We start from the raw sequence: 25,382 nt of genomic DNA, 5'->3' as shown, positions 1-25,382 counted from the left end.
GAAAAAGCAGTAGACTTTGATTGATATGTTATATTCGCTTGCTCGCCCAATGTTGTTCTCCTTGTCACCCGAGCGTGCCCATGAACTTACCTTATCACTTCTGAAGTCCGCCCATAAAATTGGATTAGCGCGTCAGCATATTGCACCAAAACCTGTGACTTGTATGGGTATTGAATTCCCTAATCCTGTAGGTCTTGCAGCAGGTCTGGATAAAAATGGCGCTTATATTGATGCATTGGCAGCTATGGGGTTTGGTTTTATTGAAATAGGCACCATTACTCCGCGTCCACAAGCTGGAAATCCACAGCCACGATTATTCCGTATCCCAGAGGCAAAAGCCATTATTAACCGTATGGGGTTTAATAATGATGGGGTGGATCAGTTGATTGAAAATGTCAAATCGTCAAAATTTAAAGGCATTTTAGGGATTAATATTGGTAAGAATGCGGATACGCCAGTTGAAAATGCAGTCGATGATTATTTGATTTGTCTGGAAAAAGTTTATCATTACGCATCGTATATTACGGTCAATATTTCTTCGCCAAATACCAAAAATCTACGTAGCTTGCAAAGTGGTGATGCGCTCACCGAGCTGCTGGAAACGCTGAAACAACGCCAATTAGAACTAGCAGAACAGTATCATCACTATGTTCCGTTAGTACTTAAAGTTGCACCTGATTTAACTGAAGAAGATATCGAATTTATCGCAAATCAATTATTACAGTTTAAAATTGATGGCTTGATTGTGACCAATACCACTTTGTCTCGTGTAGGCGTGGAAAGTTTGCCTTATGGGAATGAAGCGGGTGGTTTATCTGGTGCACCTGTGTTTGAAAAAAGTACAGAATGCTTACGTCAGTTTGCAAAACGTTTGAATGGTCAAATTCCTTTGATTGGTGTGGGTGGAATCACCCAAGGTGAACATGCGCTTGCAAAAAAAGATGCGGGTGCTAGCCTTGTACAAATTTATAGTGGCCTCATATATACAGGTCCAAGCCTAATTAAAGATTGCGTGAGTGCTTTCAACTAAGTGATGAATACACTGGATATCATTATTCTGATACTCCTGCTCATTGGAGGGCTAAACGGTTTGCGACAAGGATTCGTAAAAGCCTTTGCGAACTTGATTGGTTGGATATTGGCACTAATTATGGGTGCGAAATATGCCAGCTTTTTGGCGCCAAGCATGGGGGTGTTAAGTCATGATCCCGTTGTCCAAAAGATTGCGGCATTTGCATTTATTGTTCTGATGATTATTGTCCTTACGTGGATTGTGACAGCTATACTCAATTTGATACTTAAAAGTATGAGTCTCGGTCCATTAAATCGTTTGGCTGGTGGTGCTTTTGGGACATTAAAAGGCTTGTTGATTGTACTGGTGACCATGCAAGGTCTTGGTCCGTGGGTCGAAAGCTCTCCACATTGGAAACAGTCCAAATTTGTTCAAGTCTTACTGCCTTATGCGCCGTTAGCAACCGAATTATCGAAAGATGCTGCTAATGAAGCATTACAACATGTGACATCGGAAGGGAGTTTATTTCATCGCCCTTCACATGAGGTGGCTGAGTCTGATTTAGACAAAGATCAGTCCAGTCATTCAACCCAAAATCCTTTTTATTAATCCTAGCCCGTCTGCGAGGTTGCTATGTGTGGAGTAGTTGGTATAGCTGGTAAAGCACCCGTTAACCAAATGTTGTTTGATGCATTAACGATGTTGCAGCATCGTGGACAGGATGCAGCTGGGATCGTGACTTGTCATAATGGTCGTCTTTTCCTGCGTAAAGACAATGGTATGGTGCGTGATGTATTTCATACTCGTCATATGCGTGCATTGATTGGTAACTATGGGATTGGTCATGTGCGTTACCCGACTGCGGGTTCGGCAAGTAGTGCTGAAGCACAGCCATTTTATGTAAACTCTCCATATGGGATTACACTGGCACATAACGGCAACCTGACCAATGCTTCTGATATTCATGATGACCTGTTTAAAACAGATTTGCGCCACATGAATACCGACTCTGATTCTGAAGTTCTGCTCAATGTATTTGCCCATGAGCTACAAAAAAGTGGCACTTTAAATCCAACCGCAGAAGATGTGTTTCATGCAGTGAAGCGCGTGCATGAGCGCTGTAAAGGTGCTTATGGTGTGGTTGCCATGATCACGGGGCATGGTTTGGTGGGTTTTCGTGATCCAAATGGTATTCGTCCACTGATTTATGGTTCGCGTGAAACGGAACTGGGCACTGAATATATTATTGCTTCTGAATCAGTTGCGATTACCGCACTTGGCTTTAAGATTGAGCGCGATATTCAGCCAGGTGAAGCAATTTTCATTAATGACCAAGGTGAGCTTTTCACTCAGCAATGTGCTGCTGAACCAAAGCATCGTCCATGTATTTTTGAATATGTGTATTTTGCGCGTCCAGATGCAATTATCGATGGAATCTCAGTCTATAAAGCCCGTTTAAAAATGGGTGAAAAACTGGCGCATAAAATTTTGCGTGAATGGGGTGAGGAACACGATATTGATGTCGTGATTCCAATTCCAGATACCAGCCGTACTTCTGCACTTGAACTGGCGAATATTTTGGGTGTGAAATTCCGCGAGGGTTTCATGAAAAACCGTTATATCGGTCGTACCTTTATTATGCCAGGTCAACAGCAACGTAAAAAATCAGTACGTCAAAAACTCAATCCAGTTGAGCTTGAGTTTAAAGGCAAAAATGTACTGCTTGTGGATGACTCGATTGTTCGTGGTACCACGTGTAATGAAATCATTCAAATGGCGCGTGATTCAGGTGCCAAGAAAGTTTATTTCGCTTCTGCTGCACCTATGGTGAAATATCCAAATGTCTATGGTATTGATATGCCAGCAAAAACTGAGTTAATTGCGTCACAACGCAGTGTTGAAGAGATTCAGGACATTATTGGTGCTGATCGTTTGATCTTTCAGGATTTGGAAGATTTAAAAAATGCAGTTCGTACGAGCAAGGTACCTGATTTGACTGAGTTTGATAGTTCGGTCTTTGATGGTATTTATGTGACGGGTGGCATCGATCAGGCTTATTTACAAAACCTAGAGCGTAAGCGTAATGATTCAGCCAAAAGTACAGATGGTTATATAGATGTCAATATTGATGCTGCTTCCGTTGATTTAACAGGAATCAAAGAAGAGTTATAATATAAATTCTGTGGGAAAAAGCGGGTTTTTCCCGCTTTTTTCATTTATGATGAGGCAACAATGTAATCAGGACATATTTACATTGAAAGAAGTCAGTCATTATCTCGTTGAAAATAAAAATATGATGTGGTCGGCAAGCATGTGCGTGGTCGCGATGCTGCTGACAATGTTCATCTTAAATACCACGCTTGGACTTTTGGTTCACTATTTTGATTATAGTCAGTCTATTTTTTGGCATAGCCTCAGTCCTTATTTGATTATTTTATTGTTTTTTATTGTGGTAAGTTCCGCCATTTACGAACTCTATATTTTTCGAGAAGGCGGACATTCTTTAGCAAAGCAATTAAAAGGTCGTCGTTTAGATTTATTGGAAAGTACGCCAGAAGAAAGTGTCGCCCTTAAAATTTCTCAACGTTTGGCAAAAAAGTTTCAAATTGAAACGCCAGTATTATATGTTTTGCCAGATGAAGTTGGAGTCAATGCCTTAACTGCAGGATTTGATCAGCGCAATGTGGTCATTATCATGACGTGGGGAGCATTGCAAAATCTGGATGAAGTTGAATTATATGGTTTGCTGAGCCATGAATTTAATCAGATTTTATCGGGTGAAGCGGTAGAAAATACTAAACTTAAAATCTTATATAGTGGTTTGATTACTTTTAGCCAACTAGGTAGTCGAATTGCAAAACGAGGTTTTAAGCCTTATCAAAAAAATAAACATCGCAAATTTGAAACATTTTTTATTGCAGTCGGTGGGATTATTTGGCTATTAGGCAGTATGGGGGTACTGATTACACGTTTGATCAAATACTTAACTTTAAGTGGTCGAACTTTCCGTAATGACTATAAAACCATGCAACTTATTCAAAATAATGCCAATACTCAAACTTTACTTCGAATCTATGTTCATCATGCGGGCTCGCAAATTCATAGTGTATTTTCTGAATCTATTGCACATATGTGTTTTGCAAACTCATTAAGCCCACAAAGCTGGTTGAATATTCACCCGAGTATTGAAGATCGTATTTATGAACTTAATCCAACGATTTTGCAGGAGTTACAACTTGAGAATCTTAAAAAATTAAGAAATCGTCCGCTATTTAGTTTATTTCGTTCACTTGAAGAAATGGATGGTAATGTTCATACCCCGTGGATATCACCACAGCCATTACCATTATTGCGTTTATCACCCATTAGTTTTGCTTTAAATGATGCCATTAAGCCGCTTAAGGCTGAAATACGCCAAAGTATTAAGCGTCCTGAGTTAATCCAAAGAGCATTGCAGACAGCGACAGGATCGCGTGAAGTGATGGTTGCAATCTTGATGATTCGGCAATATCGTGAATTTCTTCCACAAAATGCCCAAGTTAGCCGCGCCATTGTGGATGCCTTGCTCTATTTGGATGGGCGTGTGCATGTTCAGATTTTTCATGAAGCCTGTCGTAATATTGGCTCACTTCCAGCCAGTATCGCACGACAGTTTTTAACTCGTTTGGCTTTAATTATTCAAGAAGACGGTGAAGTTGGTTTACTGGATGCTTTGCTTTTGGAGAAAGTGAAATTTGAGCTAAATCTGATGCCAGTCCATATGCCGACCTCGATTGAAGAAGTTAAACCACAAATCGTTCGTTTAATCGATGCATTGCTACATGTACAGCAAATTAATAGTCCCAATCAGCTTGAAGTGCGTGATCGTATTCTGAGCCATATTTTGACTTTGGAAGAAATGGTATGGTATGAAGAAATCTCGGATGAACCTATTGATCTGGCAGAAATTCTGAATGATTGTGCGGGTTTATTGCTACGTGACCGACTCAGTATATTGGGAATTGCCGAAATGTGTTTGTGGAGTGACCGTATTATCACCCAAGACGAACTGGATGTTTTAGAGTTGTTATATTGGCGATTTGGATTTGAGACTGGGGATATTGTCGATCAAATGCAAAAGAAAAATACCCTGATGATTATTTAAAAGACACTTAATCTCTGTTTCGATCAAAGCACTGAAAAAGCCTATAAAGCAGAGTAGAATAGCGTGGAAATAGAGGTAATAGTGTAAATATGACAGGGCAGCAGCGTAATATTTTGGCAGCAATGGGGGTGGATGTCTGGATTCCACGAGCAATGTTATGTCAAAAAAAACCGCCTGTTTGTTCTTGGCGCGATCAAATTCCCCCCGAAGATCATGTGGCTGTTGCTGTGGTCAATCAGCAAGTGCTAGACGCATCTCAAACAAAACCAGAGTTGACAAAACACATTGAGCCGATTGTTCAGTTAAAAGATAGACAACCACCTAAAGCAGTTGTTGAAATTGAACAGTCGACTCTGGAAACTCCTACGAGCATCTTGCCAAAAGATCAAACTGTTGTAGTCATGCAACAGGCTTTTACATTAGAAGCATATTGTCTTGATCAGGTCATTATTGTGGTTGAAAGTTCACAATTATCCAAACAGCAAAGACAACTCTGGACGAATATTCAATCTTCAGTATCGGGCTATTACCATGAATTAAAATGGCCATTACCGCTTGAAAACTTTCGTGACGGGCGGGGTGTACACGCTTATATTCAAGGCTTTTTAGATGCGTTGGCGCTGGATAAACGTATTTTGATTTTGGGACAACTGGACTTTATTTCTCACGCTCAGAGCATGCAACTTGCTAGTTTACAGGAAATGATTGATCAGCCTTTACTCAAACGCCGTCTATGGCAACTGATGTTAACCCAATAAAATTTCATTTCTTGATATGTTAGAGCATGGATTTCTTTCATAAATCCTTTTTATTTCTCCATATTGGAGAAGAAAAACGGGTTCAATAGTTAAAAGAAATCTAGTATATCTCTCACTTTAGATATTTAGCTTATTGAATAAGGATATGTAATGAAACAGAAAGTCGTCGTTTTTAGTCAAATTGATGCAACGGTTCTGGATCAACTTGAGCGCGATTATCATGTGGTGGTATTAAATCCCAAGCAAGGTGACATCAATGAGCAAATTCGTACAGAAGTCGTAGATGCTGATGCCATGATCGGCGCTGGACGTTTGTTAAATGAAACCAATCTGGCACCTGCACAACAATTAAAAATTATCTCAACCGTGAGTGTGGGCTATGATAATTATGATGTGGATTACCTCACAAAAAATAATATTTGGCTAGCCAATACGCCCCATGTATTGACAGAAACTACTGCGGATCTAGCTTTTACTTTGTTGGTCAGTGCTGCGCGTAAAGTCCCTGAACTAGATCAATGGACTAAGCAAGGTGAATGGAAGCGTACCGTCGGCCCTGCTCAATTTGGACAGGATATTTTTGGTAAAACACTCGGTATTATTGGACTAGGGAATATTGGTGCAGCAGTCGCACGACGCGGCTTTTATGGCTTTAATATGAATATTCTTTATCACAATCGCCGTGAAAAACTTGCATTGGCACAGCCTTTGAATGCACGTTATTGTGGTTTGGATGAACTTTTAAGTCAGTCAGATTTTGTTGTGGTTGCGGTGGATTTAAATCCTGAATCCAAAGCACTCATGGGTAAGGCGCAGTTTGAAAAAATGCAATCTCATGCCGTGTTCGTAAATATTGCACGTGGTTCAGTGGTGGATGAAGAAGCTCTAGTTCATGCCTTGCAGCAACAACAAATCTTTGCTGCAGGTCTTGATGTCCATCAAAAAGAACCATTACAGTCATCACCATTATTTAGTTTACCTAATGTGGTGACATTGCCGCATATTGGCTCTGCGACTGCCGAAACACGGTTAAAAATGGCTAAACTGGCACATAAGAATCTAGTCGATGCACTGGAGGGACGAACTCCACAATATCTTGTAAATGGCTAAATTTACTATAACACTTTATTGCAAATCCTTTGAGTTTCCAGTGTTATATTGGGGGTGCTGATAAAATTATTTTGATCAGTTATCCCTTATTTTTGATGAGAGATCATGATTTGAAACATGTGGCAACTGTTTTGACGTTATCTATGCTGACTGGAGTTGCGCACGCACATTCCGATTATTTCTATCAATCTGCCACTTCTCAGGTAGAAGTGCCTGAAATTGGTAGCGGTATCGGGTTGATCGATCAACAAAAAGAAAAAATGATTGGAGAAAAAGTTTACCGTCAGGTTCAAAGACAGTTGCCTATTTTGCATGATCCTTGGCTTGAGGATCAGTTTTTTCGAGTGTTCGCTCAAATACTCAGTCAGACGCAATTGGGTCAACCCATTGGAATGGTAGTAGTCAATGATCCACAAATTAATGCATTTGCTGTTCCGGGTGGACTATTTGCCTTAAATTCGGGTTTAATTGCGTCTGCGCACAATATTGATGAAGTTGCAGGGGTAATGGCGCATGAAATTGCCCATGTCAGTCAGCGACATTATAGTCGATCACAAGAAGCATTTAAGGGGCAGGGCTTATTAGCCCTTGCAGGGATTTTAGTGGGTGCTGCAATTGCTGCACAGACCAAATCGGATGCTGGTGCTGCGGTCATGTTAGGTACACAAGCCGCTTTGATGGACAATCAATTGACCTATAGTCGAAATCAGGAGCGCGAAGCAGACCGTATAGGTATGCAATATATGTATGCCGCGGGCTATAATCCACAAAGTATGGCTGATTTTTTTGAAACCATGAATCGTTCTACAAGTCGATTAAGCTATCTGCCTGATTTTTGGATGACGCATCCACTGACATCTGAGCGGATGAGTGAATCACGTTTACGTGCCAATCAGTTTCCTAAAGTGAAGTCCAAATTGTACGATCCTGATTTTCAGATTTTAAAATGGTATACCTTGGTTGAAACCAATCAGGTCACAGAACAATTATTGCAGATTCAAGTGAATCAAAATAACAAACCTGCTCAACTGGCAATGAGTGCTTTTTATAACAATCAGGGTGATTATGCCAAAGCGCAAACAATGCTCGATGGGGTAAAGACAACTTTCCCGAGCAATACACTGATTAGCATCTTACAGGCTGATATTTATTTAAATCAAAATAAATTAGAGGATGCATATCAGTCCATGATTAATATCCAGCGCACCATGCCCGAAAATCGTCCTTTAGCATATAAACTCGCTGAAATTCTGATTCGACAAGGTAAAAGTGCCGAAGCACAGACACTAGTACAACGATTTATCAATACCAATAATAAAGACATTGAAGGATGGCGATTACTACAACAAGCTGCCAATTCAGATATCAAATCACCGCTAAGAACCGTCAATGTCTTGCGTTATCGAGCTGAAGTAGAATATTGGTCTGGTTATGAGGAAAATGCGATAAAGTCGATGTTACATGCGCAACGTTTAGCAAAAGGCAATAATGCCATGAGCGCCAAGATTGAAGATCGTTTAAAACAAATGCAGTCAGAGCGGTTATTGAAAATCTAATTTAAATACAACTTTGGTTGATCTAAAAGCATCTTTCTATATGAAATTTACGTTGCAAAAAATATTTTAGCTATTAAGCTAACATCAGAAGCATCATATTGATTATAGTTATGAAAAAGTTCACATTATTGTTAAGTTTAGTGATTTTGGGGCAGTCAATTTTTGCGGCACCGCCTGAACGCTATATACGCTCAGTAGAAAAAATTTCGAATACTTATAATACGGATATGCGTAATTTTTTACGCTCACTCAATCCACAACAGACGCAGTTTACTCCAACACAACAAACGCAATTTTGTGGCATTGTGAATCAATATGTGCAAGATTTATATCAGGTTAATGATCAATATCGATCGGACTTACCGCTTTCTTATGCGAAAATGACAAAACAGGATTTTATTAATCAGGTGATGGCATCAAAAGAAATGCAAATTTTAAAGAAATATAATATTCAGTGTCATTTGCAGTAAATAAATACATTCAGAAAGAAATTTATAGTCGACTCATTTAATATGAATCTCATCAATCCATTCTAAAAATTGTATGTGAAATAGACAAGTGGCAAATCAAGCTAAATATCAATTAGCCTAGTTTTGCTTTAATTTTTGCAGATACTTGTGCAGGATCGGCACGTCCGGCTATGATCGGACGTAGAGAGTTCATCACCTTACCCATATCTTTCATGCTAGTAGCACCTTGAGCAGCAATCGTTTGCTCAATGAGAGAATCAAGCTCTTCCTCAGTCATAGCTTCTGGTAGAAATTGGGATAACACCTCAATTTCGGCTTGTTCTTTACTAGCTAAATCATCACGGCCTGCGCCTTCAAAGGCTTTGACCGATTCTTTACGCTGTTTAATTTGCTTTTCAATGACCGCAAGAACTTGCGAATCGTCAAGCTCTACGCGCTCATCGACTTCGATTTGCTTAATTGCTGCCTGTAAACCACGAATCACCGTTAACTTATTCATTTCTTTAGCACGCATAGTAGCTTTTAAAACTTCAGTTATTTGGTTCTTCAAAGTAGTCATTTAATTATCCAGACAGTCAATCACAAATTAATTAGTAAAGGCGAGTAGTACGTACAGATTCGCGTGCCAATTTCTTTTGGTAACGCTTAACAGCAGCAGCTTTTTTACGCTTACGTTCTTGAGTCGGTTTTTCGTAGAACTCGCGCTTACGAACGTCAGCTAAAACACCAGCTTTTTCGCATGAACGTTTGAAACGACGGATTGCTACGTCAACTGGTTCGCCTTCTTTCAACTTAACTTGTGGCATGTAAAATCCTCTAGATTATGGATAACATCGAGCGCAGGATTGCCCCGATGACAAGTGAAGGTCAGTATTTTACTCATTTACAACTGATATCACAAGTCTATAATAGCGTTGGCAGAATTTTAGTCGTAAAAATATAGGCATTTTAATGATTGTTTTAGGCTTGGAAACCTCTTGTGACGAAACTGGCTTGGCGATTTATGATAGCGAGCAAGGATTGCGTGGACAGGTGCTTTACAGTCAAATTAAACTCCATGCGGAATATGGCGGTGTGGTGCCAGAACTAGCCTCACGTGATCATGTACGTAAACTCATTCCATTATTGAACGAACTGCTTGCGCAAAGTCAAATCGATAAAAAAGACATTGATGCAGTCGCCTATACCCGTGGTCCAGGTTTAATGGGTGCGCTGATGACAGGTGCATTGTTTGGACGAACATTGGCGTTGGCATTGAATAAACCTGCGATAGGTGTGCATCACATGGAAGGGCATATGCTTGCGCCATTGTTATCTGCCACGCCGCCAGCGTTCCCTTTTGTGGCACTACTTGTATCTGGTGGTCATACCCAGCTAATGGCGGCTTATGGCATTGGTCAGTACGAACTACTTGGTGAATCTATTGATGATGCAGCAGGTGAAGCATTTGATAAAGTCGCAAAAATGATGGAGTTACCTTATCCCGGTGGGCCAAATATTGCAAAATTAGCCTTACAGGGAGATGCTCAAGCTTTTGATTTTCCGCGCCCCATGTTACATCAAGGATTGGACTTTTCATTTAGCGGTTTAAAAACAGCAGTTTCAGTTCAGCTAAAAAAATTGGGCGAAGAAAATCGTGATGCAGATATTGCGGCATCCTTTCAAGAAGCGATCGTGGATACTCTGGTTAAAAAATCCGTCAAAGCTTTAAAGCAAACGGGATTAAAACGATTGGTGATTGCAGGTGGTGTTAGTGCCAATCTGCGCTTACGTGAACAATTAGAAACGTCTTTGCAAAAGATTAAAGCCCAAGTCTATTATGCAGAACCCGCTTTATGTACCGATAATGGCGCCATGATCGCTTTTGCAGGGTATGAGCGTTTAAAAGCTGGACAACACGATGGGCTTGAAGTGACCACAACACCAAGATGGCCGATGACTGAGCTTAAAAATCCGAATGCAGTATAAGCACAGAAAAAGCATTTAAAAATCAATTAAAAATAAAAGGGTACAATCTATGGACTGTACCCTTTTATTTTTTTGTAGCGAAGTATTAGAAGTTATATTCCATACCTACGCCAACAACAGTTTTCTTGTCATCATCAGATAACCAGTCACGTTTTTGTTGCGCCAATACGCCATAAAAACGAGCTTGTTTATTGAAGTTATAATCTACGCCTAAGCCATATTGAGAAATTTTACGATCTGAGCGATTGTCGACAGAGGTATTTGATTCAATATATTCACCTTTGATTTTCCAAGGTGTAGAAGCAATTGCATAAGCAGCGGTTAAACCCCATGCATCTTCTTCAAGACCTTTATACGACGTTACAGTTGTACCACTTGTGGTCGATACTGTGTCATCAGTAGGTTGAGCATTTTGCCATAAAGCACCGAATACTAAACCATCGACACCTGCTTTTGCCAAATCAATAGAACCTGTTACACGAACAGCGTCTGAATAGATACCAGAAAGACTGTAGGCATTATATTTACCAGCTAATCCAAAATTACCCGCAATACCAGCAGCCAATCCATAATCTTTATTTTCATAAGTTAAAGAAGTTGAGATCCCATCTCCAAAGCCATCACGCTTACCTTCTTTACCCAAGCTCGTATTATCAGTTTTGGTATCTTCGCCTTGTTGCGCCATGATATTGAACTGTAAGCCTGGAATAATCAGCTCTTTATCTGTTTCAAAGCCAATCGCGTTATTTGAACGCTCTTCACCATGAAGAACAGAAGTCATATCTAAGATCGTGTGATCGTTGAAGATATCCTGATTGTTACCCGCATTTGTTTTAAAATAAGTATCGTAACGACCAGCTTTTAAAGTCCCGATTTTATTGAATTTTAAACCTAAAAAGCGGTTACGCATACTTAAGTCAGTATCTGAACCTGAACCATCTGTAGAGATTGCCCATTCAGCCAAATATACAACAGATACTTTGTCTGTTAATTTTTCTTCACCTTTTACCCCGATACGTGAAGCATTTGAATTAAGTGCAGTGACATCATTTCCTGCAAAATCACTGTTATCAACTTGGTCTAAGGTAACATTAAGTTTACCGTACAAAGTTGGCGCTGCTTGCGCTGCGGTGATGCTAAGCGTTGATACTGCGGCAGCGATAAGCAATTTTTTCATTGAGATTTCTCCAAAACACAAGTTCAGTGGCATATGCCCAAATTCACTATTTTTTTAAAGTTTGCTTATGTACAAAAAATTACAGAAGCTCACCAACTTGCTAAGCAGTATCTTTAAACTTTGTTACAAATGGGTGAAAAATACGTGACAGTTTGATGACAGGTGATGGATTGAAATTTATTTTAATATTTGATTTTATTGTTTTTATATAAAAAAAGGAGCCTAAGCTCCATTTTTATAAACCTTAATTTTACTCAAAGTTCAGCTTTTATCTTTTCTGCAAGGGTTTTAATTTTTTCCTGATCACCCATTTGTGCGGCATGACGACCCAATTGATGAATAGAGCTAGGAATCAGATGAAAATGCACATGTGGAACGGTTTGACCCGCAGCTTCACCAGACAGTTGCATTAAAACAATACCTTTAGCATCCAGTGCTTTTTCAATGGCTTGAGCAACTTTTTGTACGACTTGAATGGTATAAGCCGCTGCTTCAGGGGGCAAATCAAGTAAAGTCACCGCAGGAGTTTTAGGGATGACCAAAGCATGACCATCCGCCTGAGGCATAATGTCCATAAATGCAAGTACCTGATCATCTTCATATAACTTGATTGCTGGAAGTTCACCGCGAATGATTCGGGCAAAAATATTCTGCTCATCGTAGGCCATATTATTATCCTTCAAACCTCTAATACATTTTGATATTTGATTTCTTTCATAAGCCCTTTATTCCTTTTTTGAAAAGAATAAAGAGGGACTAATCAGTGATCAAAGAAATTTATTATTTACAGTTTAGCTCTTTCTGACGCTGTTCAATCTGGTCAAGACGTTGTTGTTCTTTATCAGAAAATTTGGGTTTGGTGGTATGACAGTTTTCATTTCCATATTTAGCTTTAGCTTCTGGATCTTTAAAACAAAAACCTTTTGATGCATAGATGAGGTTAGAGTCATCCTGAAGTTTTTTGCATTCTTGATCGGATGTTGCAGCGTGCACTGAGACACCTGCAAGGGTCATCATTCCAGTAAAAAGTGCAACAGCGAACTTATTCATGAGGGTATCCTCTTTTCATCGGTGTAAATGTAACGACCTATGTCTAAATATAGGGGCTTTACAGGAAAAAGCAATGTTGAATCATTACTCTAGTGTAATTTTACTCCACGATTCATACATTTTTATGGCAGCTGAGAAGTCGCTATTTTCTTCAGCAGTAAGACTGGCAGCTTGAATTAGACTCTGTACTAAAGCAATTACTGGCGCTGGTAAGTTGGCATCACGAACCAGATCTAGTGCAATACCTGTATCTTTAGCGAGTAGTGGTAATCCAAAAGTCACAGGAAAACTACGATTCAAAATACGTTGCGGCAATACAGTTTCGGTCACACCACTTTTTCCGCTTGACGCGTTAATGCAGTCCATAGCTTCTGTCAGATTGACACCATGCGCTTTCAGTGTGGTAAAGCCCTCAGCAACAGACCATAGATTAACTGCGAGTAACATGTTGTTGACCGCTTTTACCGCAAAACCTGCGCCTGATGTGCCGACATGTTTAATCAGTTTTCCAAATGCCTGAATAGCGGGCAACGCACGTTCAAAAGCAGCCTGATCTCCACCCACCATAACCGTTAATGTTGCATTATCTGCACCAATGGTTTGGCCGCTGACAGGCGCATCTAAAAAATCAATATTTTCAGTTTTGAGTTGTGTAGCGAGTTTACGAGCTGAATCAGGCACACCACTGGTACAGTCGACCCAAATGCTGCCTGATTTTAATTGAACACTATTGATCAAATGTTCGACATCAGCACTGGTCGGTAAACATGAAAAAATGATGTCTGCCTGTACCGCTTGCGTTAAATCAACCGCTTGAGTTCCATATGTAGCTGCATGTTGTTTGGCTTTGTCCATATTTCGATTCCAGACATACACGGTATCGAAATGTTTGGGTAAATGCGATGCCATGCGATAACCCATCGCGCCAAGACCAATAAATGCAACTGATTGAACCATAATCTACTCTTTTGTTATCTGCGTTGAACGTTGTGTGAGCCAATCTTTAAATATGGGCCAAAACTCATCGGAACTGGCCTGACTGGACATGAGTCCTAAATGCCCACCGGGAATTAGAGTAAACGTGACATCACTACTATTTGTCAATTGGGTGAGGGGTTTTACAGCATCTGCTGTAACCAATTGATCACTACGACCTGCACCCACCAACAATGATGATCGAATATTTTTTAATTCAATAACTTGATCTTTAAGATGAATAATGCCTTTTTTAAGAGGATTTTGTAGCCAGACATTAAATAACATGTCCTGATTAATTCCACCTGGATAATCGATCATATTATTTAAAAAATTACCGAGTGTGGCATGTTCCTGCACCAGTTTTTTATTTTCAAGGTTTTTTAAAAGTTGTATATGACCATCAATCCAGCCTTTCGGATCAAGAATTTTAAAACCCAACGCATTTAAAATTCCTGGGGTGTGAATTAAGCGTTTGGGTAGTCCGTTATAAATTCGTTGCTGTAATTTTTTATGTCGATCGATAGTTTTATGCATAAATTGATAAAGTTTACCAATGCGTCCAGATGCATAACTATCAATTGGGCTTCCTAAAACAATCAAATTTTTAACGTAATTTGGCTGATTGAGCGCACTGTATAACAACACAAAAATACCCGCCATACTCCAACCATGCAGTGAAATTTGATCACTTTGAGAATGTTCACGAATCACTTGAATATATTCAGGCAGTGCTTTACTGACAAAAGATAAAAAATTGAGATGACGATCTTGATAAGTTAAACGACCCCAATCTACCAGATAGACATCAAAACCATGTTTTTGAAAGTATTGAATCAGTGAGCGATAAGGATAAAGATCATAAATCGCCATATTAATCGCCAAAGGTGCAACAAAAACTAAGGGTTCTTTATAAGATTTTTCGGCTGCTGCATAATAACGAACTCGCGTCTGCCCAAACTCTGCAATCACTTGATAGGGTGTTGTTTGTGATAAAACCAGAGATTCTTCATGAAAAAGACGCGCTGAAAGATGTTTAAGTTTGATTTGCTGATGATGGATAAGTGATTTGAATGATTCCATTCGTTGCATATTTCTCAGATCCAAAAAAGTTTGGATGAAGTCTAAGCGATAATTTGATCTTTTACCTTGACCTTAAATACCGTAGAAGCTCAAAATGTTGGCAGTTTTTCCACTTGAGCGGTCTTTAGACTGAGAACAAAGCAATGCATAGCCAAAACGATGAATTAGAATACCAGTTAGATACTCTTGCAATCCGTACAGGGCATACCCGTAGTTTTGAAGGTGAACATGCTGAACCTATTTTTCTGACCTCGTCTTTCGTATATGAAAATGCAGCAGAAGCGGCTGCCAAGTTTTCTGGCGAAGTGGCGGGAAATATCTATTCTCGTTTTACCAATCCAACCGTGGCCATGTTTGAAAAACGTCTTGCTGCAATGGATGGAGCTGAACGTGCAGTTGCGACGAGTTCTGGTATGGGTGCCATTTTATCTGTTTGCATGGCTTTTTTAAAAGCAGGGGATCATGTCATTTGTTCTCGTGCCGTTTTTGGCTCAATCGTGGCATTATTTGAAAAATATATCGCAAAGTTTGGTGTTGATGTCACCTTTGTCGATTTAAATGATCTGGATGCATGGAAAAATGCGATGCGCCCAGAAACCAAAATTTTGTTTATCGAGTCGCCATCCAACCCTTTGGCTGAAATTGCTGATATTCCACTCTTGGCCGATATTGCTCATGCTCAAAATGCAATGTTAGTAGTGGATAACAGTTTTTGTACGCCAGTTTTGCAGCAACCTTTAAAATTGGGTGCAGATTTGGTGGTTTATTCAGCCACTAAATATCTGGATGGACAGGGTCGAGCTTTAGGTGGTGCTGTGACAGGCAACCATAAGTTACTCGAAGAAGTATTTGGTGTGGTGCGTACACTGGGCCCATCGATGAGTCCATTTAATGCTTGGGTGTTCTTAAAAGGTCTGGAAACTTTACGTTTAAGAATGAAAGCACACTGTGAAAATGCGCAACAGCTTGCTGAATGGCTTAATCAGCACGACAAAGTTGAAAAAGTGTATTATGCGGGTTTGCCTGAACATATTGGTCATGAGCGTGCAGCCAAACAACAAAATGGCTTTGGTGGTATTGTCTCTTTCGTAGTAAAAAGCGGTCGTGAAGGCGCGTGGAAAGTCATCGATAATACTCAGTTTATCTCGATTACAGGTAATCTTGGCGATGTAAAATCAACAATTACCCATCCTGCCACGACGACTCATGGTAAATTGTCACCTGAAGCAAAGCAGGCAGCAGGCATACAGGAAGGCTTAATTCGAGTTTCTGTAGGAATTGAAAATATTTCAGATATTATTCGCGATATTGAACGTGGTTTAGCTTTAATTTGAACTTATTAGTTTTAAATCTTTTGGAGAAAAATTTATGAACATTAATATGCTCATGCAGCAAGCACAACGCATGCAAAAAGATATGGAAGCCAATGCCAAAAAGGCAAAAGAAGAGTTGGCTAATACTGAGGTTAAAGCAGAAGCAGGCGGCGGTTTGGTCAAAGTAACCATGACGGGTCGCTTTGTGGTTAAACGTGTTGAAATCAGTCCTGATTTACTTCAAGACGAACCAGATATGATTGAAGACTTAATTGCTGCCGCAGTAAATGATGCCGTTCGTCAGGCAGAATTGGTTGCGGATGAAAAAATGAAAAGTGCAAACTCAGGCATGGGTTTACCTCCTGGCTTAGCAGGTATGTTCTAAGCCGATTTTATCAGAGGAATATCTGTGTTTAGTGATCGATTTGAACAACTTGTTCAAGCATTACGAGTTTTACCCAGCGTTGGGCCGAAATCGGCTCAACGTATGGCATTACATTTACTGATGAAAAATCGTGAAGGTGCTTTTGGTTTGGCACACGCTTTACATGAAGCCTCTTCGCATATTCATGAATGTAAAATATGTCATTCTCTGACTGAAAATGAAATTTGTGATATTTGTCTTTCCAATGATCGTGATCAACAATTGTTGTGTGTGGTTGAATCTCCAGCCGATGTCATGGCGATTGAGCAAAGCGGTAGTTTCCGTGGGAAATACCATGTATTGGGTGGGCATTTATCTCCACTTGATGGCATTGGTCCCGAAGAAATCGGCATTCCTTATCTGATTCAGCGTCTAAGTGAAGGGCAGATTGAAGAAGTGATTTTGGCGACCAATGCGACTGTAGAAGGTCAGGCAACCGCGCATTATCTGGTAGAAGCTACCAAGCACTTACCACTGAATATGACGCGTATTGCTCAAGGCGTACCGCAAGGTGGTGAACTTGAATATGTCGATAGCCATACTTTAAGTCAGGCCGTTCATAATCGTATGCGTATGAAATGAGGCATTCTTGTTTCATACTTTTAGCTTTTAAGTTCAAATTAAACCAGACTCTGGATTGATTCTTCATGTTGTAAAGCGATACAAAACTGAAATTTATTTGAGAGAGAAAGGGCTTAAAAAGTTAATTAAAAAATATAATGATAATTTCGTTCAAAAAATAAAGCATTAATAACGTTTTGGCTAGAATATTCTCAAATTGTAGTGTTATATATACAGACGCAGTTAACTGCGCTAGTTGTTAAATCGAGAAAACATGTTTCATTTTATTCAGCAGCAAGATGATTTTGCTCACGTTCTTCAGCAAATGGATCAATATCCAGAGTATGCTTTGGACACCGAATTTATTAAAGTTGATACGCTTTGGCCAAAGTTGGGTGTATTCCAGATTAATGTGAATGAGCAAATCTATTTACTCGATGGTGCTGCTCTGGATTTAACGCCTTTTTGGAATAAACTCTATCTTGCCAAGCAAAATATTTTCCATGCTTGTGGTGAAGATATTGATCTGATTTATCATTATGCTCAGCAAGATGTGTTGGAAAATGTATTTGATACACAAGTTGCTTTGTCATTTTTAGGGCATGGTTTACAGGTCAGCTATCAAAATGCCCTGAAATTAATTTTAGATATTGAAATTGACAAAGATCAGACTCGTTCAGACTGGTTGGCACGGCCTTTAACGACTGAACAACTCAATTATGCAGCCAATGATGTCATTTATTTGTTTCAGCTTTCAGATCAGCTTAAAGCGCAATTACAACAAAAAAATAAATATGATTTTGTACTCGAAGATTGTCAAAGTCTAACCAAAGAAATTGCCAGAGAAACGCCTGTTCATCTACTTTATACTGATATTGGAAATTATCGTCACTCACGTAAACAATTGATGCAATTACAGCAGCTTAGTGTCTGGCGTGAACAACTGATTAAAGCCTTGAATCAGCCGCGTAGTTTTATTTTAAAAAATTCAAGCATGATTGATTTGGTAGAGAAAAATCCAAAAAATAATTTCCAATTATCCCATATTAAAGATATTCGCCCAAATATTATTCGGGAACATGGCAAAACGATTCTGGATTTGCTTAAATTTCTGCCACTAGAAAATGAATGGCCATTACGTTTGGCACGACCCATTAAACAATGCTCAGAAAATGTCAGCATGAAAATGCAACAATTGATTCAAAACGTGGTGGATACGACCGAAATTCCCAAAGAAGTTCTACTGCGTAAAAAATGGATGAATGCACTGTATCAACACGTTGTTTTTCATGGGGATGAGCAAGATTTACCAGAATATTTACTCGGCTGGCGTTATGAACGATTAACCCAGCCCCTGATCCAGATTCTGCGTGAAGATGAAGATTTTTTAATGAACCAAATGCAGGTAGCGCGATAAGTCTTGAGAGCCAAATGATCTTTCAGGACGACTGTTGGGTTACGATTCGCTAATGTCGCCACCGAATTTTTGATGTATGCTTTTTAGCAAGTGATGAGAGTTAAGTAAAATATGCACTGTGATATTTATAGATCGAGCAAAAAAGATGAAATGTACATTTATATTGCTCGTCCAGACTATCCAAATGATGATGTCGAAGGAAAAGATCCTTTAGAAAATGTTCCTGAAACGATCCGTCAGGCTTTTGGTCGACCAACATTTGTCATGCATCTTGAACTTTCTCAGTCACGAAAACTGGCGCGTGTCAACGTGTTACATGTGATGGATTCACTACAAACCACTGGCTTTTTTATTCAAATGCCACCAGAAGGATTTATCAATCCAACCGATGAACCAGAGGGGTTAAGAGGTGCTTGATCAACTCAGTGCAATATGGAACGGCCTGTTGTCCTCACTTGATTCAGTTCCAGAAGATAGTATTGCTGTGACAGTCTATGTCGTGGGAACCATTATTGTCTTATGGTGTTGGTATGGTGTGGCAAAACGACTTCCTCATCTCTTGGGTGGAATTAGTTGGATCGTTCTTTTTGCAATTTTAGCGACACCGACTGTTTCTGATGGTGCAAATGCAGAAATCGCACCTGCTATTTTTGGGGTGTTATTTGGTGTTTTAACCAAAGAGCAAACACTGATATGGGCGAATGTATCGCTTATTCTTTTGGTCATTGGGGTGGGGTTAATTGTGGGCTATTTGTGGTCGAAATATCGCATGAACAAAGTGGCTTCTGATGAAAGTCGCGCGTCCATTTAAGTAAAAAAATAAAGGTTATAAGATGGCTGTTGATTCACAACATTTCTCGGGTACAGATCAGTACATCGCAACGGATAGCTTAAAACTTGCTGTTAAAGCTGCACGTGCGCTACAAAAACCATTATTGGTCAAAGGTGAGCCGGGTACAGGTAAAACATTACTTGCAGAACAAGTCGCTGAAAGTTTGGGTTTAAAACTGATTACATGGCACATTAAGTCCACGACCAAAGCGCAACAGGGTTTATATGAATACGATGCTGTATCGCGTTTACGTGATAGCCAGTTAGGTGATGATCGGGTTTATGATATTAAAAACTATATTAAACCTGGGAAATTGTGGGAGGCGTTTACCAGTGAAGAGCGCTGTGTTTTATTGATTGATGAAATTGATAAAGCAGATATCGAGTTTCCAAATGACTTGTTACATGAACTGGATAAAATGTCGTTTTATGTTTATGAAACAGGGGAAACGATTACCGCTATTCAGCGCCCGATTGTGATCATTACTTCAAATAATGAAAAAGAATTGCCAGATGCTTTTTTGCGTCGTTGTTTCTTTCATTATATTGAGTTTCCTGATGAAGCGACCATGCGTGAAATTATTGCGGTACATTTTCCAAAAATTTCAACGACACTGGTGAGTGAAGCATTACAAATTTTCTTTAAATTACGTCAGGTACCAAATTTAAAAAAACCACCATCGACATCTGAATTGATTGATTGGTTAAGTTTGCTGATGGCCGATGATATGCCAGAAGATGTGCTGCGTAATCATGATAAATCTAAAGCCATTCCGCCGCTGTATGGTGCATTGATTAAAAACGAACAAGATGTGCAACTGTTAGAACGACTCGCATTTATGTCACGTCGTTAAGGGTGGTCGCTTATGTTTGTGCGGCTGTTTTATACCCTCAGAAAATATGGCGTTCCTGTCACGACGCGTGAACTCATTGATTTAAATCAGGCTGTCGCTGAAGGACTGGTCTTTGCAGATCAGAATGAATTTTATCAACTTGCGAAAACCATTTTAGTCAAAGATGAGCGTTTCTTTGATAAATTTGATCGTGCCATCAAGGACTATTTTGAAGGTATAGAAACCTTTGATCTGGATGAGTTGCTTAAACAAGTTCAGAAGATTCCAAAAGATTGGCTAGATTTAGAACTGCTTGAAAAACATCTGACTCCTGAACAAAGAGCTGCGTTACAAAAAGCAGGTTCTTTGGAAGAACTGATGAAAATGCTGGAAGAACGTTTACGGGAGCAGCATAAAAAGCATCAGGGTGGCAATCGAATGATTGGTACAGGTGGTACGTCGCCTTTTGGTGCGTTTGGGGATCATCCTGAAGGCGTGCGGATTGGTGGGCCTGGTCGAAAACGTTCAGCAGTTAAAGTCTGGGAACAACGGAAATATCAAAATCTGGACGATGAACAGATTTTGGGAACACGTCAGATGCAACTGGCTTTACGCCGTTTACGCAAATTTGCACGTCAAGGTGCAGCGGAAGAACTTGATGTTGATGGTACAATCCGTGAAACAGCAAAGCAGGGCATATTGGATGTACAATTAGTTCCTGAAAGACGTAACCGTGTTAAAGTGCTGATGCTTTTCGATGTTGGCGGCTCGATGGACTCTTATATCGCACAATGCGAAAAACTTTTTAGTGCTGCCAAAACTGAATTTAAAACACTGGAATACTTCTATTTTCATAACTGTCTGTACGATTATGTTTGGAAAGATAATCATCGTCGACAAGCAAGTCGTTTGGAAACATGGGATCTATTTCATAAATATGGACGCGATTACCGTGTGATTGTGGTTGGCGATGCCAGTATGGCACCTTATGAACTACGTTCGGCAGGTGGTTCAGTTGAATATATGAATGATGAAGCAGGTGAGGTTTGGTTGCTTCGTTTGCGCCAGCATTTTGATAAGACTGCATGGCTAAATCCAGAAGAAGAAAATTATTGGCATTACACACAAACTATCAGCTTAATTAAGCAAATCTTTGATGATCATATGTACCCGATGACTTTAAAAGGAGTTGAAGATCTAACGCGTTATTTATCGCGTTAAAACTCACTGGGTTGGGTAGTGCACATTAAAAATGAATTGGTGCATATTGTTGTGTGGACTTTATATTGATACTTGATTTTTAGTAGTTCAAACAAAAATGCCTGATGAATTTCATTGGGCATTTCATCGTTTAGAATCAGAGGATATCGATGCAACTTATCGCTCTCTGCAAACTCTATACTCAGATATAAATAACTTTCTATGCTTTACAATGCATTACTGAATACTTTCAAAGCAGGCTTTAATTTTAGAGTATTGCTTGAGTAGTAGTTGTTATTATGCTTTTCAAGTTTAGATAAAATCAGATTTATTTAGAAATTAATGAACAATAAAAAAAGAGCATGCAAAGGCATGCTCTTTTTTCTTACAAAAATTACTCAGATACGATAGTAACGAGAACTTCTGCAACAACATCATGATGCAATTGGATTGCGATGTTGAATTCACCAGTGTGACGAAGCGCACCATTCGGTAAACGAACTTCTGCACGGTCTACAGTAAGACCAGCATTAGTTAATGCGTCAGCGATGTCACGAGTACCGATAGAACCAAATAGTTTACCTTCATCACCCGCTTTCGCAGTAATGACGATATTCACTTCGTTCAATTGATCAGCACGTGATTGAGCAGCAGCTAATACTTCAGCTTCTTGCTTCTCAAGTTCAGCGCGACGAGCTTCGAAAGCAGCAGTGTTTGCTTCAGTAGCAGCAACAGCTTTACCCTGAGGGATCAAGTAGTTACGGCCAAAACCAGCTTTAACTGATACTTTGTCACCAAGTTTACCTAGGTTCTTAATGCGTTGTAATAAGATAACGTCCACAGCTCACCTCACTTATGGTTGTCAGTGTACGGAATCAAAGCCAAGTAACGAGCTTGTTTAATCGCAAGCGCTAATTGACGTTGATAACGAGCTTTAGTACCAGTGATACGGCTAGGAACAATCTTGCCGTTTTCAGTGATGTACTGTTTTAAAGTGTCGATATCTTTGTAGTCGATGTACACAACATTCTCAGCTGTAAAGCGGCAGAACTTGCGACGACGGTAAAAACGTGCCATTGATGTTCTCCTTAAGCTTCTTCAGCAGATTCGTGTGATTGCTGTGCTTCTTCACGTTGAGCTTTACGCGCACGTTTTTCTTCAGCACTTTTAGCAAGTAACGATTCTTCAGTGATTGCGTGTTCACGACGAATGATGATGTTACGAATGATTGCGTCGTTATAACGGAACAATTCTTCTAATTCATCAAGAGTCGTTTGACCACATTCAACATTCATAAGAATGTAGTGTGCTTTGTGAATTTTGTTAATTGGGTAAGCCAATTGACGACGGCCCCAATCTTCTAAACGGTGAATTTGACCATCAGCTTCTTTGATCTGAGAGATATAGCGTTCAACCATACCTACTACTTGATCGCTTTGGTCTGGATGTACCAAAAGTACGATTTCGTAATGACGCATTGTCAGCTCCTTACGGTTTGGACAGCCCCTAACATAAAAATTAGAAGCAAGGAGTCATAACTGGAATAATGAATTCAAGTTAAGCCGCATAAATTGCGAAGGGTGAATTATATAGAAAAGTGCAAATAAAAACAAATGGTTTTCAGTGCAAATCAGGATAAATAGAAATCTTCCTCTCTATTAAAAGAGAGGAAGATGTGGCGCAGGTGAATGGTAAGTAAAGCTAAAACTTACACTGAGTAAGGTAATTAAGATTACCGAATACAGGAAAAAGCGTTTTGCCCAAATCTGATCATTTTCAGCTTTAAAACCAATGAGTGATAAATAAAGCCAATATGCAGTTAATGCATTAAACGTGATGAGAAAAAAGACATTGGTATAACCAAAACAGTAAAGCCCATTGAGAACTGCCGCAAAAAGTACAATGTAAATGACACATTCAACTTTGGTTCTAAAAATAGAGCGCGCTACTGGTAAAATTGGGATACCTGCATTTTTGTAATCATCAAAGCGGTAAATCGCAATTGCCCAAGAGTGGGGCATCTGCCAAAGACCATAAGCTAAGAAGATCAGTAAAGCCGCTACATCAAATTCATTGGTGACGGCAACATAACCAATGACAGGAGGGCTCGCTCCAGAAATACTACCAATCACGGTTTGATGAATCGTGGTACGTTTAGACCAGAGGCTATAAAAGCCCACATAGACAACAAAACCAATTACAGCAAATAAGAATGAATAAGGATTCACTCCAAACCATAAAATGCTAAAACCAATTACTCCAAGCACACTGGCATAGACAAGTGCAACGGATGGAGAAATCGTTTTTTTAACTAAGGCACGATTTTGAGTTCGTTGCATTTTGTGGTCAATGTCTTGATCAATTACATTATTGATGACACAACCTGAGGCTACAACAAGCGTTGTACCTAAGAGGGTGAGGATGAGTAAGAGGAAATCTACATGTCCTTGGGCGGCTAAGAAAAAGCCGCCCAAGGTGGTAATGAAATTACCAAACAGAATTCCTGGTTTAGTCAGGAATAAATATTTTTTCAACATGACAAACAGTTTAGAGCATCATATTGAAGTGTAGATAGTTCATGATCCATACAGAACCGATCAAAAGAACGGCAATACATAGAATAGTATAAATGAATGCAATCAAATTCCAGCGTTGTTCAGAAGATGTATTCATGTGTAAGAAAAACACAAGTTGTACAAGTACCTGAGCAACTGCTGTAATTCCGATAACGGTCATTAATAGACCGCGGGAAAATCCACCTGCCATCACCATCCCAAATGGGATGATGGTGAGCAGAACAGATAAAATAAACCCTACAGTGTACTGTTTAACGTTACCGTGAGATGCACCAGCAGCATTATGATCGTGACTACTCATTAGAGAACTCCCATCAAGTAAACGACGCTGAATACACAGATCCATACGATGTCAAGGAAGTGCCAGAATAAACTTAGGCAAGCAAGACGACGTGTATTTGGTAATGTCAGACCTTTGGTTTTGATCTGATACATTAATACAATCATCCAGACCAAACCAGAAGTCACGTGAATACCGTGCGTACCAACCAGTGTAAAGAATGCTGATAGGAAAGCACTTGTGCTTGGACCATGTCCTTCGTGAACTAAATGATGAAATTCATAAAGTTCCATACCAATGAACGATGCACCAAAGATAAAGGTGATAAGTAACCACATAATCACTTGGTTAACGTTCTTTTTGTACGAAGCCAGAACTGCAAAACCGAAAGTGACAGATGAGATCAAGAGAGCAAAGGTTTCAGTTAAAACAAAACCTAAAGACTCACCAAATAGCTCATGTGCACTTGGTGTACCTGGTGGAACATGGCTGCTCAAAACAGCGAACGCGATGAAGAGTGTACCGAATAAAATCAAGTCACTCATCAAGTATGTCCAGAAACCAAAGACCGTTAAGTCGGTATCATCATGTTCATGATGACCGTCATGGCCATGGTTGTCGTGATGAAGTACTTCAGCCATATC

At 39.6% G+C, this 25,382-nt stretch carries 30 protein-coding genes; 17 read left to right on the top strand and 13 right to left on the bottom strand.

Annotation, left to right across the window (positions count from 1 at the left end; translation table 11 throughout):
• Positions 1 to 25 precede the first annotated feature (25 nt).
• The 8 genes from F944_RS06160 (at position 26) to F944_RS06125 (ending at position 9,050) form a co-directional block, all read left to right on the top strand.
• The gene (locus tag F944_RS06160) at positions 26 to 1,030 is read left to right on the top strand and encodes a quinone-dependent dihydroorotate dehydrogenase (protein ID WP_004988247.1); all 1,005 of its coding nucleotides are present in this window, start codon (positions 26 to 28) and stop codon (positions 1,028 to 1,030) included.
• Positions 1,031 to 1,033: 3 nt separating this feature from the next.
• Positions 1,034 to 1,621 (top strand): CvpA family protein, encoded by a 588-nt coding sequence (locus F944_RS06155; protein ID WP_004988245.1) that lies wholly within the window; start codon positions 1,034 to 1,036, stop codon positions 1,619 to 1,621.
• Between the two features lie 24 nt (positions 1,622 to 1,645).
• The gene (gene purF, locus F944_RS06150) at positions 1,646 to 3,184 is read left to right on the top strand and encodes an amidophosphoribosyltransferase (protein WP_004988242.1); all 1,539 of its coding nucleotides are present in this window, start codon (positions 1,646 to 1,648) and stop codon (positions 3,182 to 3,184) included.
• 82 nt (positions 3,185 to 3,266) lie between these two features.
• Complete coding sequence (locus F944_RS06145) at positions 3,267 to 5,156, top strand: M48 family metalloprotease (protein WP_004988241.1); 1,890 nt, start codon at positions 3,267 to 3,269, stop codon at positions 5,154 to 5,156.
• Between the two features lie 89 nt (positions 5,157 to 5,245).
• Entirely contained in the window at positions 5,246 to 5,914 is a 669-nt protein-coding gene (locus tag F944_RS06140) for a hypothetical protein (RefSeq protein ID WP_004988238.1), read from the top strand.
• A gap of 150 nt (positions 5,915 to 6,064) precedes the next feature.
• A complete protein-coding gene (locus tag F944_RS06135) occupies positions 6,065 to 7,024 on the top strand; it encodes a 2-hydroxyacid dehydrogenase (RefSeq protein WP_004988237.1) in 960 nt (319 codons plus the stop codon).
• A 143-nt stretch (positions 7,025 to 7,167) separates the two neighbouring features.
• On the top strand, positions 7,168 to 8,580 hold the full coding sequence (locus F944_RS06130) for a M48 family metalloprotease (RefSeq protein WP_308464025.1): 1,413 nt from the start codon (positions 7,168 to 7,170) through the stop codon (positions 8,578 to 8,580).
• A gap of 110 nt (positions 8,581 to 8,690) precedes the next feature.
• Positions 8,691 to 9,050, top strand: a complete 360-nt coding sequence (locus F944_RS06125; RefSeq protein WP_004988230.1) for a hypothetical protein — start codon at positions 8,691 to 8,693, stop codon at positions 9,048 to 9,050.
• 112 nt (positions 9,051 to 9,162) lie between these two features.
• Here F944_RS06125 and F944_RS06120 read toward each other — a convergent pair whose 3' ends face one another.
• Together F944_RS06120 and rpsU are read right to left on the bottom strand one after the other, a co-directional pair.
• Positions 9,163 to 9,609: a GatB/YqeY domain-containing protein gene (locus tag F944_RS06120; protein ID WP_004988228.1), complete on the bottom strand. Its 447-nt coding sequence runs from the start codon at positions 9,607 to 9,609 to the stop codon at positions 9,163 to 9,165.
• Positions 9,610 to 9,640: 31 nt separating this feature from the next.
• Positions 9,641 to 9,856, bottom strand: a complete 216-nt coding sequence (rpsU, locus tag F944_RS06115; protein ID WP_001136722.1) for a 30S ribosomal protein S21 — start codon at positions 9,854 to 9,856, stop codon at positions 9,641 to 9,643.
• Positions 9,857 to 10,001: 145 nt separating this feature from the next.
• Here rpsU and tsaD point away from each other — a divergent pair, with 145 nt between their 5' ends.
• Positions 10,002 to 11,018 carry a tRNA (adenosine(37)-N6)-threonylcarbamoyltransferase complex transferase subunit TsaD gene (gene tsaD / locus F944_RS06110; RefSeq protein WP_004988225.1) on the top strand — a complete coding sequence of 339 codons (1,017 nt, stop codon included), beginning with the start codon at positions 10,002 to 10,004 and terminating at the stop codon, positions 11,016 to 11,018.
• A gap of 85 nt (positions 11,019 to 11,103) precedes the next feature.
• Here tsaD and F944_RS06105 read toward each other — a convergent pair whose 3' ends face one another.
• The 5 genes from F944_RS06105 to F944_RS06085 form a co-directional block, all read right to left on the bottom strand.
• A complete protein-coding gene (locus tag F944_RS06105) occupies positions 11,104 to 12,195 on the bottom strand; it encodes a porin (protein ID WP_004988223.1) in 1,092 nt (363 codons plus the stop codon).
• A gap of 254 nt (positions 12,196 to 12,449) precedes the next feature.
• On the bottom strand, positions 12,450 to 12,863 hold the full coding sequence (locus F944_RS06100; protein WP_004988221.1) for an HIT family protein: 414 nt from the start codon (positions 12,861 to 12,863) through the stop codon (positions 12,450 to 12,452).
• 112 nt (positions 12,864 to 12,975) lie between these two features.
• Positions 12,976 to 13,245, bottom strand: coding sequence for a YARHG domain-containing protein (locus F944_RS06095; RefSeq protein WP_004988220.1), 270 nt, complete (start codon positions 13,243 to 13,245; stop codon positions 12,976 to 12,978).
• A gap of 84 nt (positions 13,246 to 13,329) precedes the next feature.
• On the bottom strand, positions 13,330 to 14,202 hold the full coding sequence (locus tag F944_RS06090) for an NAD(P)-dependent oxidoreductase (protein WP_004988219.1): 873 nt from the start codon (positions 14,200 to 14,202) through the stop codon (positions 13,330 to 13,332).
• 3 nt (positions 14,203 to 14,205) lie between these two features.
• Entirely contained in the window at positions 14,206 to 15,303 is a 1,098-nt protein-coding gene (locus F944_RS06085) for an alpha/beta fold hydrolase (RefSeq protein WP_010588840.1), read from the bottom strand.
• Between the two features lie 143 nt (positions 15,304 to 15,446).
• Here F944_RS06085 and F944_RS06080 point away from each other — a divergent pair, with 143 nt between their 5' ends.
• From F944_RS06080 to F944_RS06045, 8 genes are all read left to right on the top strand, one after another.
• Positions 15,447 to 16,637: an O-succinylhomoserine sulfhydrylase gene (locus F944_RS06080; RefSeq protein ID WP_004988216.1), complete on the top strand. Its 1,191-nt coding sequence runs from the start codon at positions 15,447 to 15,449 to the stop codon at positions 16,635 to 16,637.
• Between the two features lie 34 nt (positions 16,638 to 16,671).
• Positions 16,672 to 17,001: a YbaB/EbfC family nucleoid-associated protein gene (locus F944_RS06075; protein WP_004988215.1), complete on the top strand. Its 330-nt coding sequence runs from the start codon at positions 16,672 to 16,674 to the stop codon at positions 16,999 to 17,001.
• Between the two features lie 24 nt (positions 17,002 to 17,025).
• Positions 17,026 to 17,622: a recombination mediator RecR gene (gene recR / locus F944_RS06070; protein ID WP_004988213.1), complete on the top strand. Its 597-nt coding sequence runs from the start codon at positions 17,026 to 17,028 to the stop codon at positions 17,620 to 17,622.
• Between the two features lie 253 nt (positions 17,623 to 17,875).
• Positions 17,876 to 19,018 carry a ribonuclease D gene (locus tag F944_RS06065; RefSeq protein WP_004988211.1) on the top strand — a complete coding sequence of 381 codons (1,143 nt, stop codon included), beginning with the start codon at positions 17,876 to 17,878 and terminating at the stop codon, positions 19,016 to 19,018.
• A gap of 111 nt (positions 19,019 to 19,129) precedes the next feature.
• Positions 19,130 to 19,435, top strand: coding sequence for a YcgL domain-containing protein (locus tag F944_RS06060; protein ID WP_004988209.1), 306 nt, complete (start codon positions 19,130 to 19,132; stop codon positions 19,433 to 19,435).
• On the top strand, positions 19,428 to 19,829 hold the full coding sequence (locus tag F944_RS06055; RefSeq protein WP_004988206.1) for a hypothetical protein: 402 nt from the start codon (positions 19,428 to 19,430) through the stop codon (positions 19,827 to 19,829). The genes F944_RS06060 and F944_RS06055 overlap by 8 nt, the downstream gene beginning before the upstream one ends.
• A gap of 22 nt (positions 19,830 to 19,851) precedes the next feature.
• Positions 19,852 to 20,703 (top strand): AAA family ATPase, encoded by an 852-nt coding sequence (locus tag F944_RS06050; protein ID WP_004988203.1) that lies wholly within the window; start codon positions 19,852 to 19,854, stop codon positions 20,701 to 20,703.
• Positions 20,704 to 20,715: 12 nt separating this feature from the next.
• On the top strand, positions 20,716 to 21,903 hold the full coding sequence (locus F944_RS06045; RefSeq protein ID WP_004988201.1) for a vWA domain-containing protein: 1,188 nt from the start codon (positions 20,716 to 20,718) through the stop codon (positions 21,901 to 21,903).
• A 373-nt stretch (positions 21,904 to 22,276) separates the two neighbouring features.
• Here the strand turns inward: F944_RS06045 and rplI are convergent, their stop codons facing one another.
• The 6 genes from rplI to cyoC form a co-directional block, all read right to left on the bottom strand.
• Positions 22,277 to 22,723: a 50S ribosomal protein L9 gene (rplI, locus tag F944_RS06040; RefSeq protein ID WP_004988199.1), complete on the bottom strand. Its 447-nt coding sequence runs from the start codon at positions 22,721 to 22,723 to the stop codon at positions 22,277 to 22,279.
• A gap of 8 nt (positions 22,724 to 22,731) precedes the next feature.
• Positions 22,732 to 22,959 (bottom strand): 30S ribosomal protein S18, encoded by a 228-nt coding sequence (gene rpsR, locus F944_RS06035; protein WP_004988197.1) that lies wholly within the window; start codon positions 22,957 to 22,959, stop codon positions 22,732 to 22,734.
• An 11-nt stretch (positions 22,960 to 22,970) separates the two neighbouring features.
• Positions 22,971 to 23,360: a 30S ribosomal protein S6 gene (gene rpsF, locus F944_RS06030; RefSeq protein WP_004988194.1), complete on the bottom strand. Its 390-nt coding sequence runs from the start codon at positions 23,358 to 23,360 to the stop codon at positions 22,971 to 22,973.
• 180 nt (positions 23,361 to 23,540) lie between these two features.
• The gene (gene cyoE, locus F944_RS06025) at positions 23,541 to 24,419 is read right to left on the bottom strand and encodes a heme o synthase (RefSeq protein ID WP_004988191.1); all 879 of its coding nucleotides are present in this window, start codon (positions 24,417 to 24,419) and stop codon (positions 23,541 to 23,543) included.
• A gap of 10 nt (positions 24,420 to 24,429) precedes the next feature.
• Positions 24,430 to 24,759, bottom strand: a complete 330-nt coding sequence (gene cyoD / locus F944_RS06020) for a cytochrome o ubiquinol oxidase subunit IV (RefSeq protein ID WP_004988185.1) — start codon at positions 24,757 to 24,759, stop codon at positions 24,430 to 24,432.
• Complete coding sequence (cyoC, locus tag F944_RS06015) at positions 24,759 to 25,379, bottom strand: cytochrome o ubiquinol oxidase subunit III (protein ID WP_004988184.1); 621 nt, start codon at positions 25,377 to 25,379, stop codon at positions 24,759 to 24,761. Before cyoC ends, cyoD begins: the two co-directional genes overlap by 1 nt.
• Positions 25,380 to 25,382: the final 3 nt, after the last annotated feature.

The sequence above is a fragment of the Acinetobacter ursingii DSM 16037 = CIP 107286 genome, from assembly GCF_000368825.1.
Lineage (GTDB): Bacteria > Pseudomonadota > Gammaproteobacteria > Pseudomonadales > Moraxellaceae > Acinetobacter > Acinetobacter ursingii.
The sequence above is the reverse complement of the archived record's forward strand: the minus strand, read 5'-3'. Positions and strand labels throughout refer to the sequence as shown.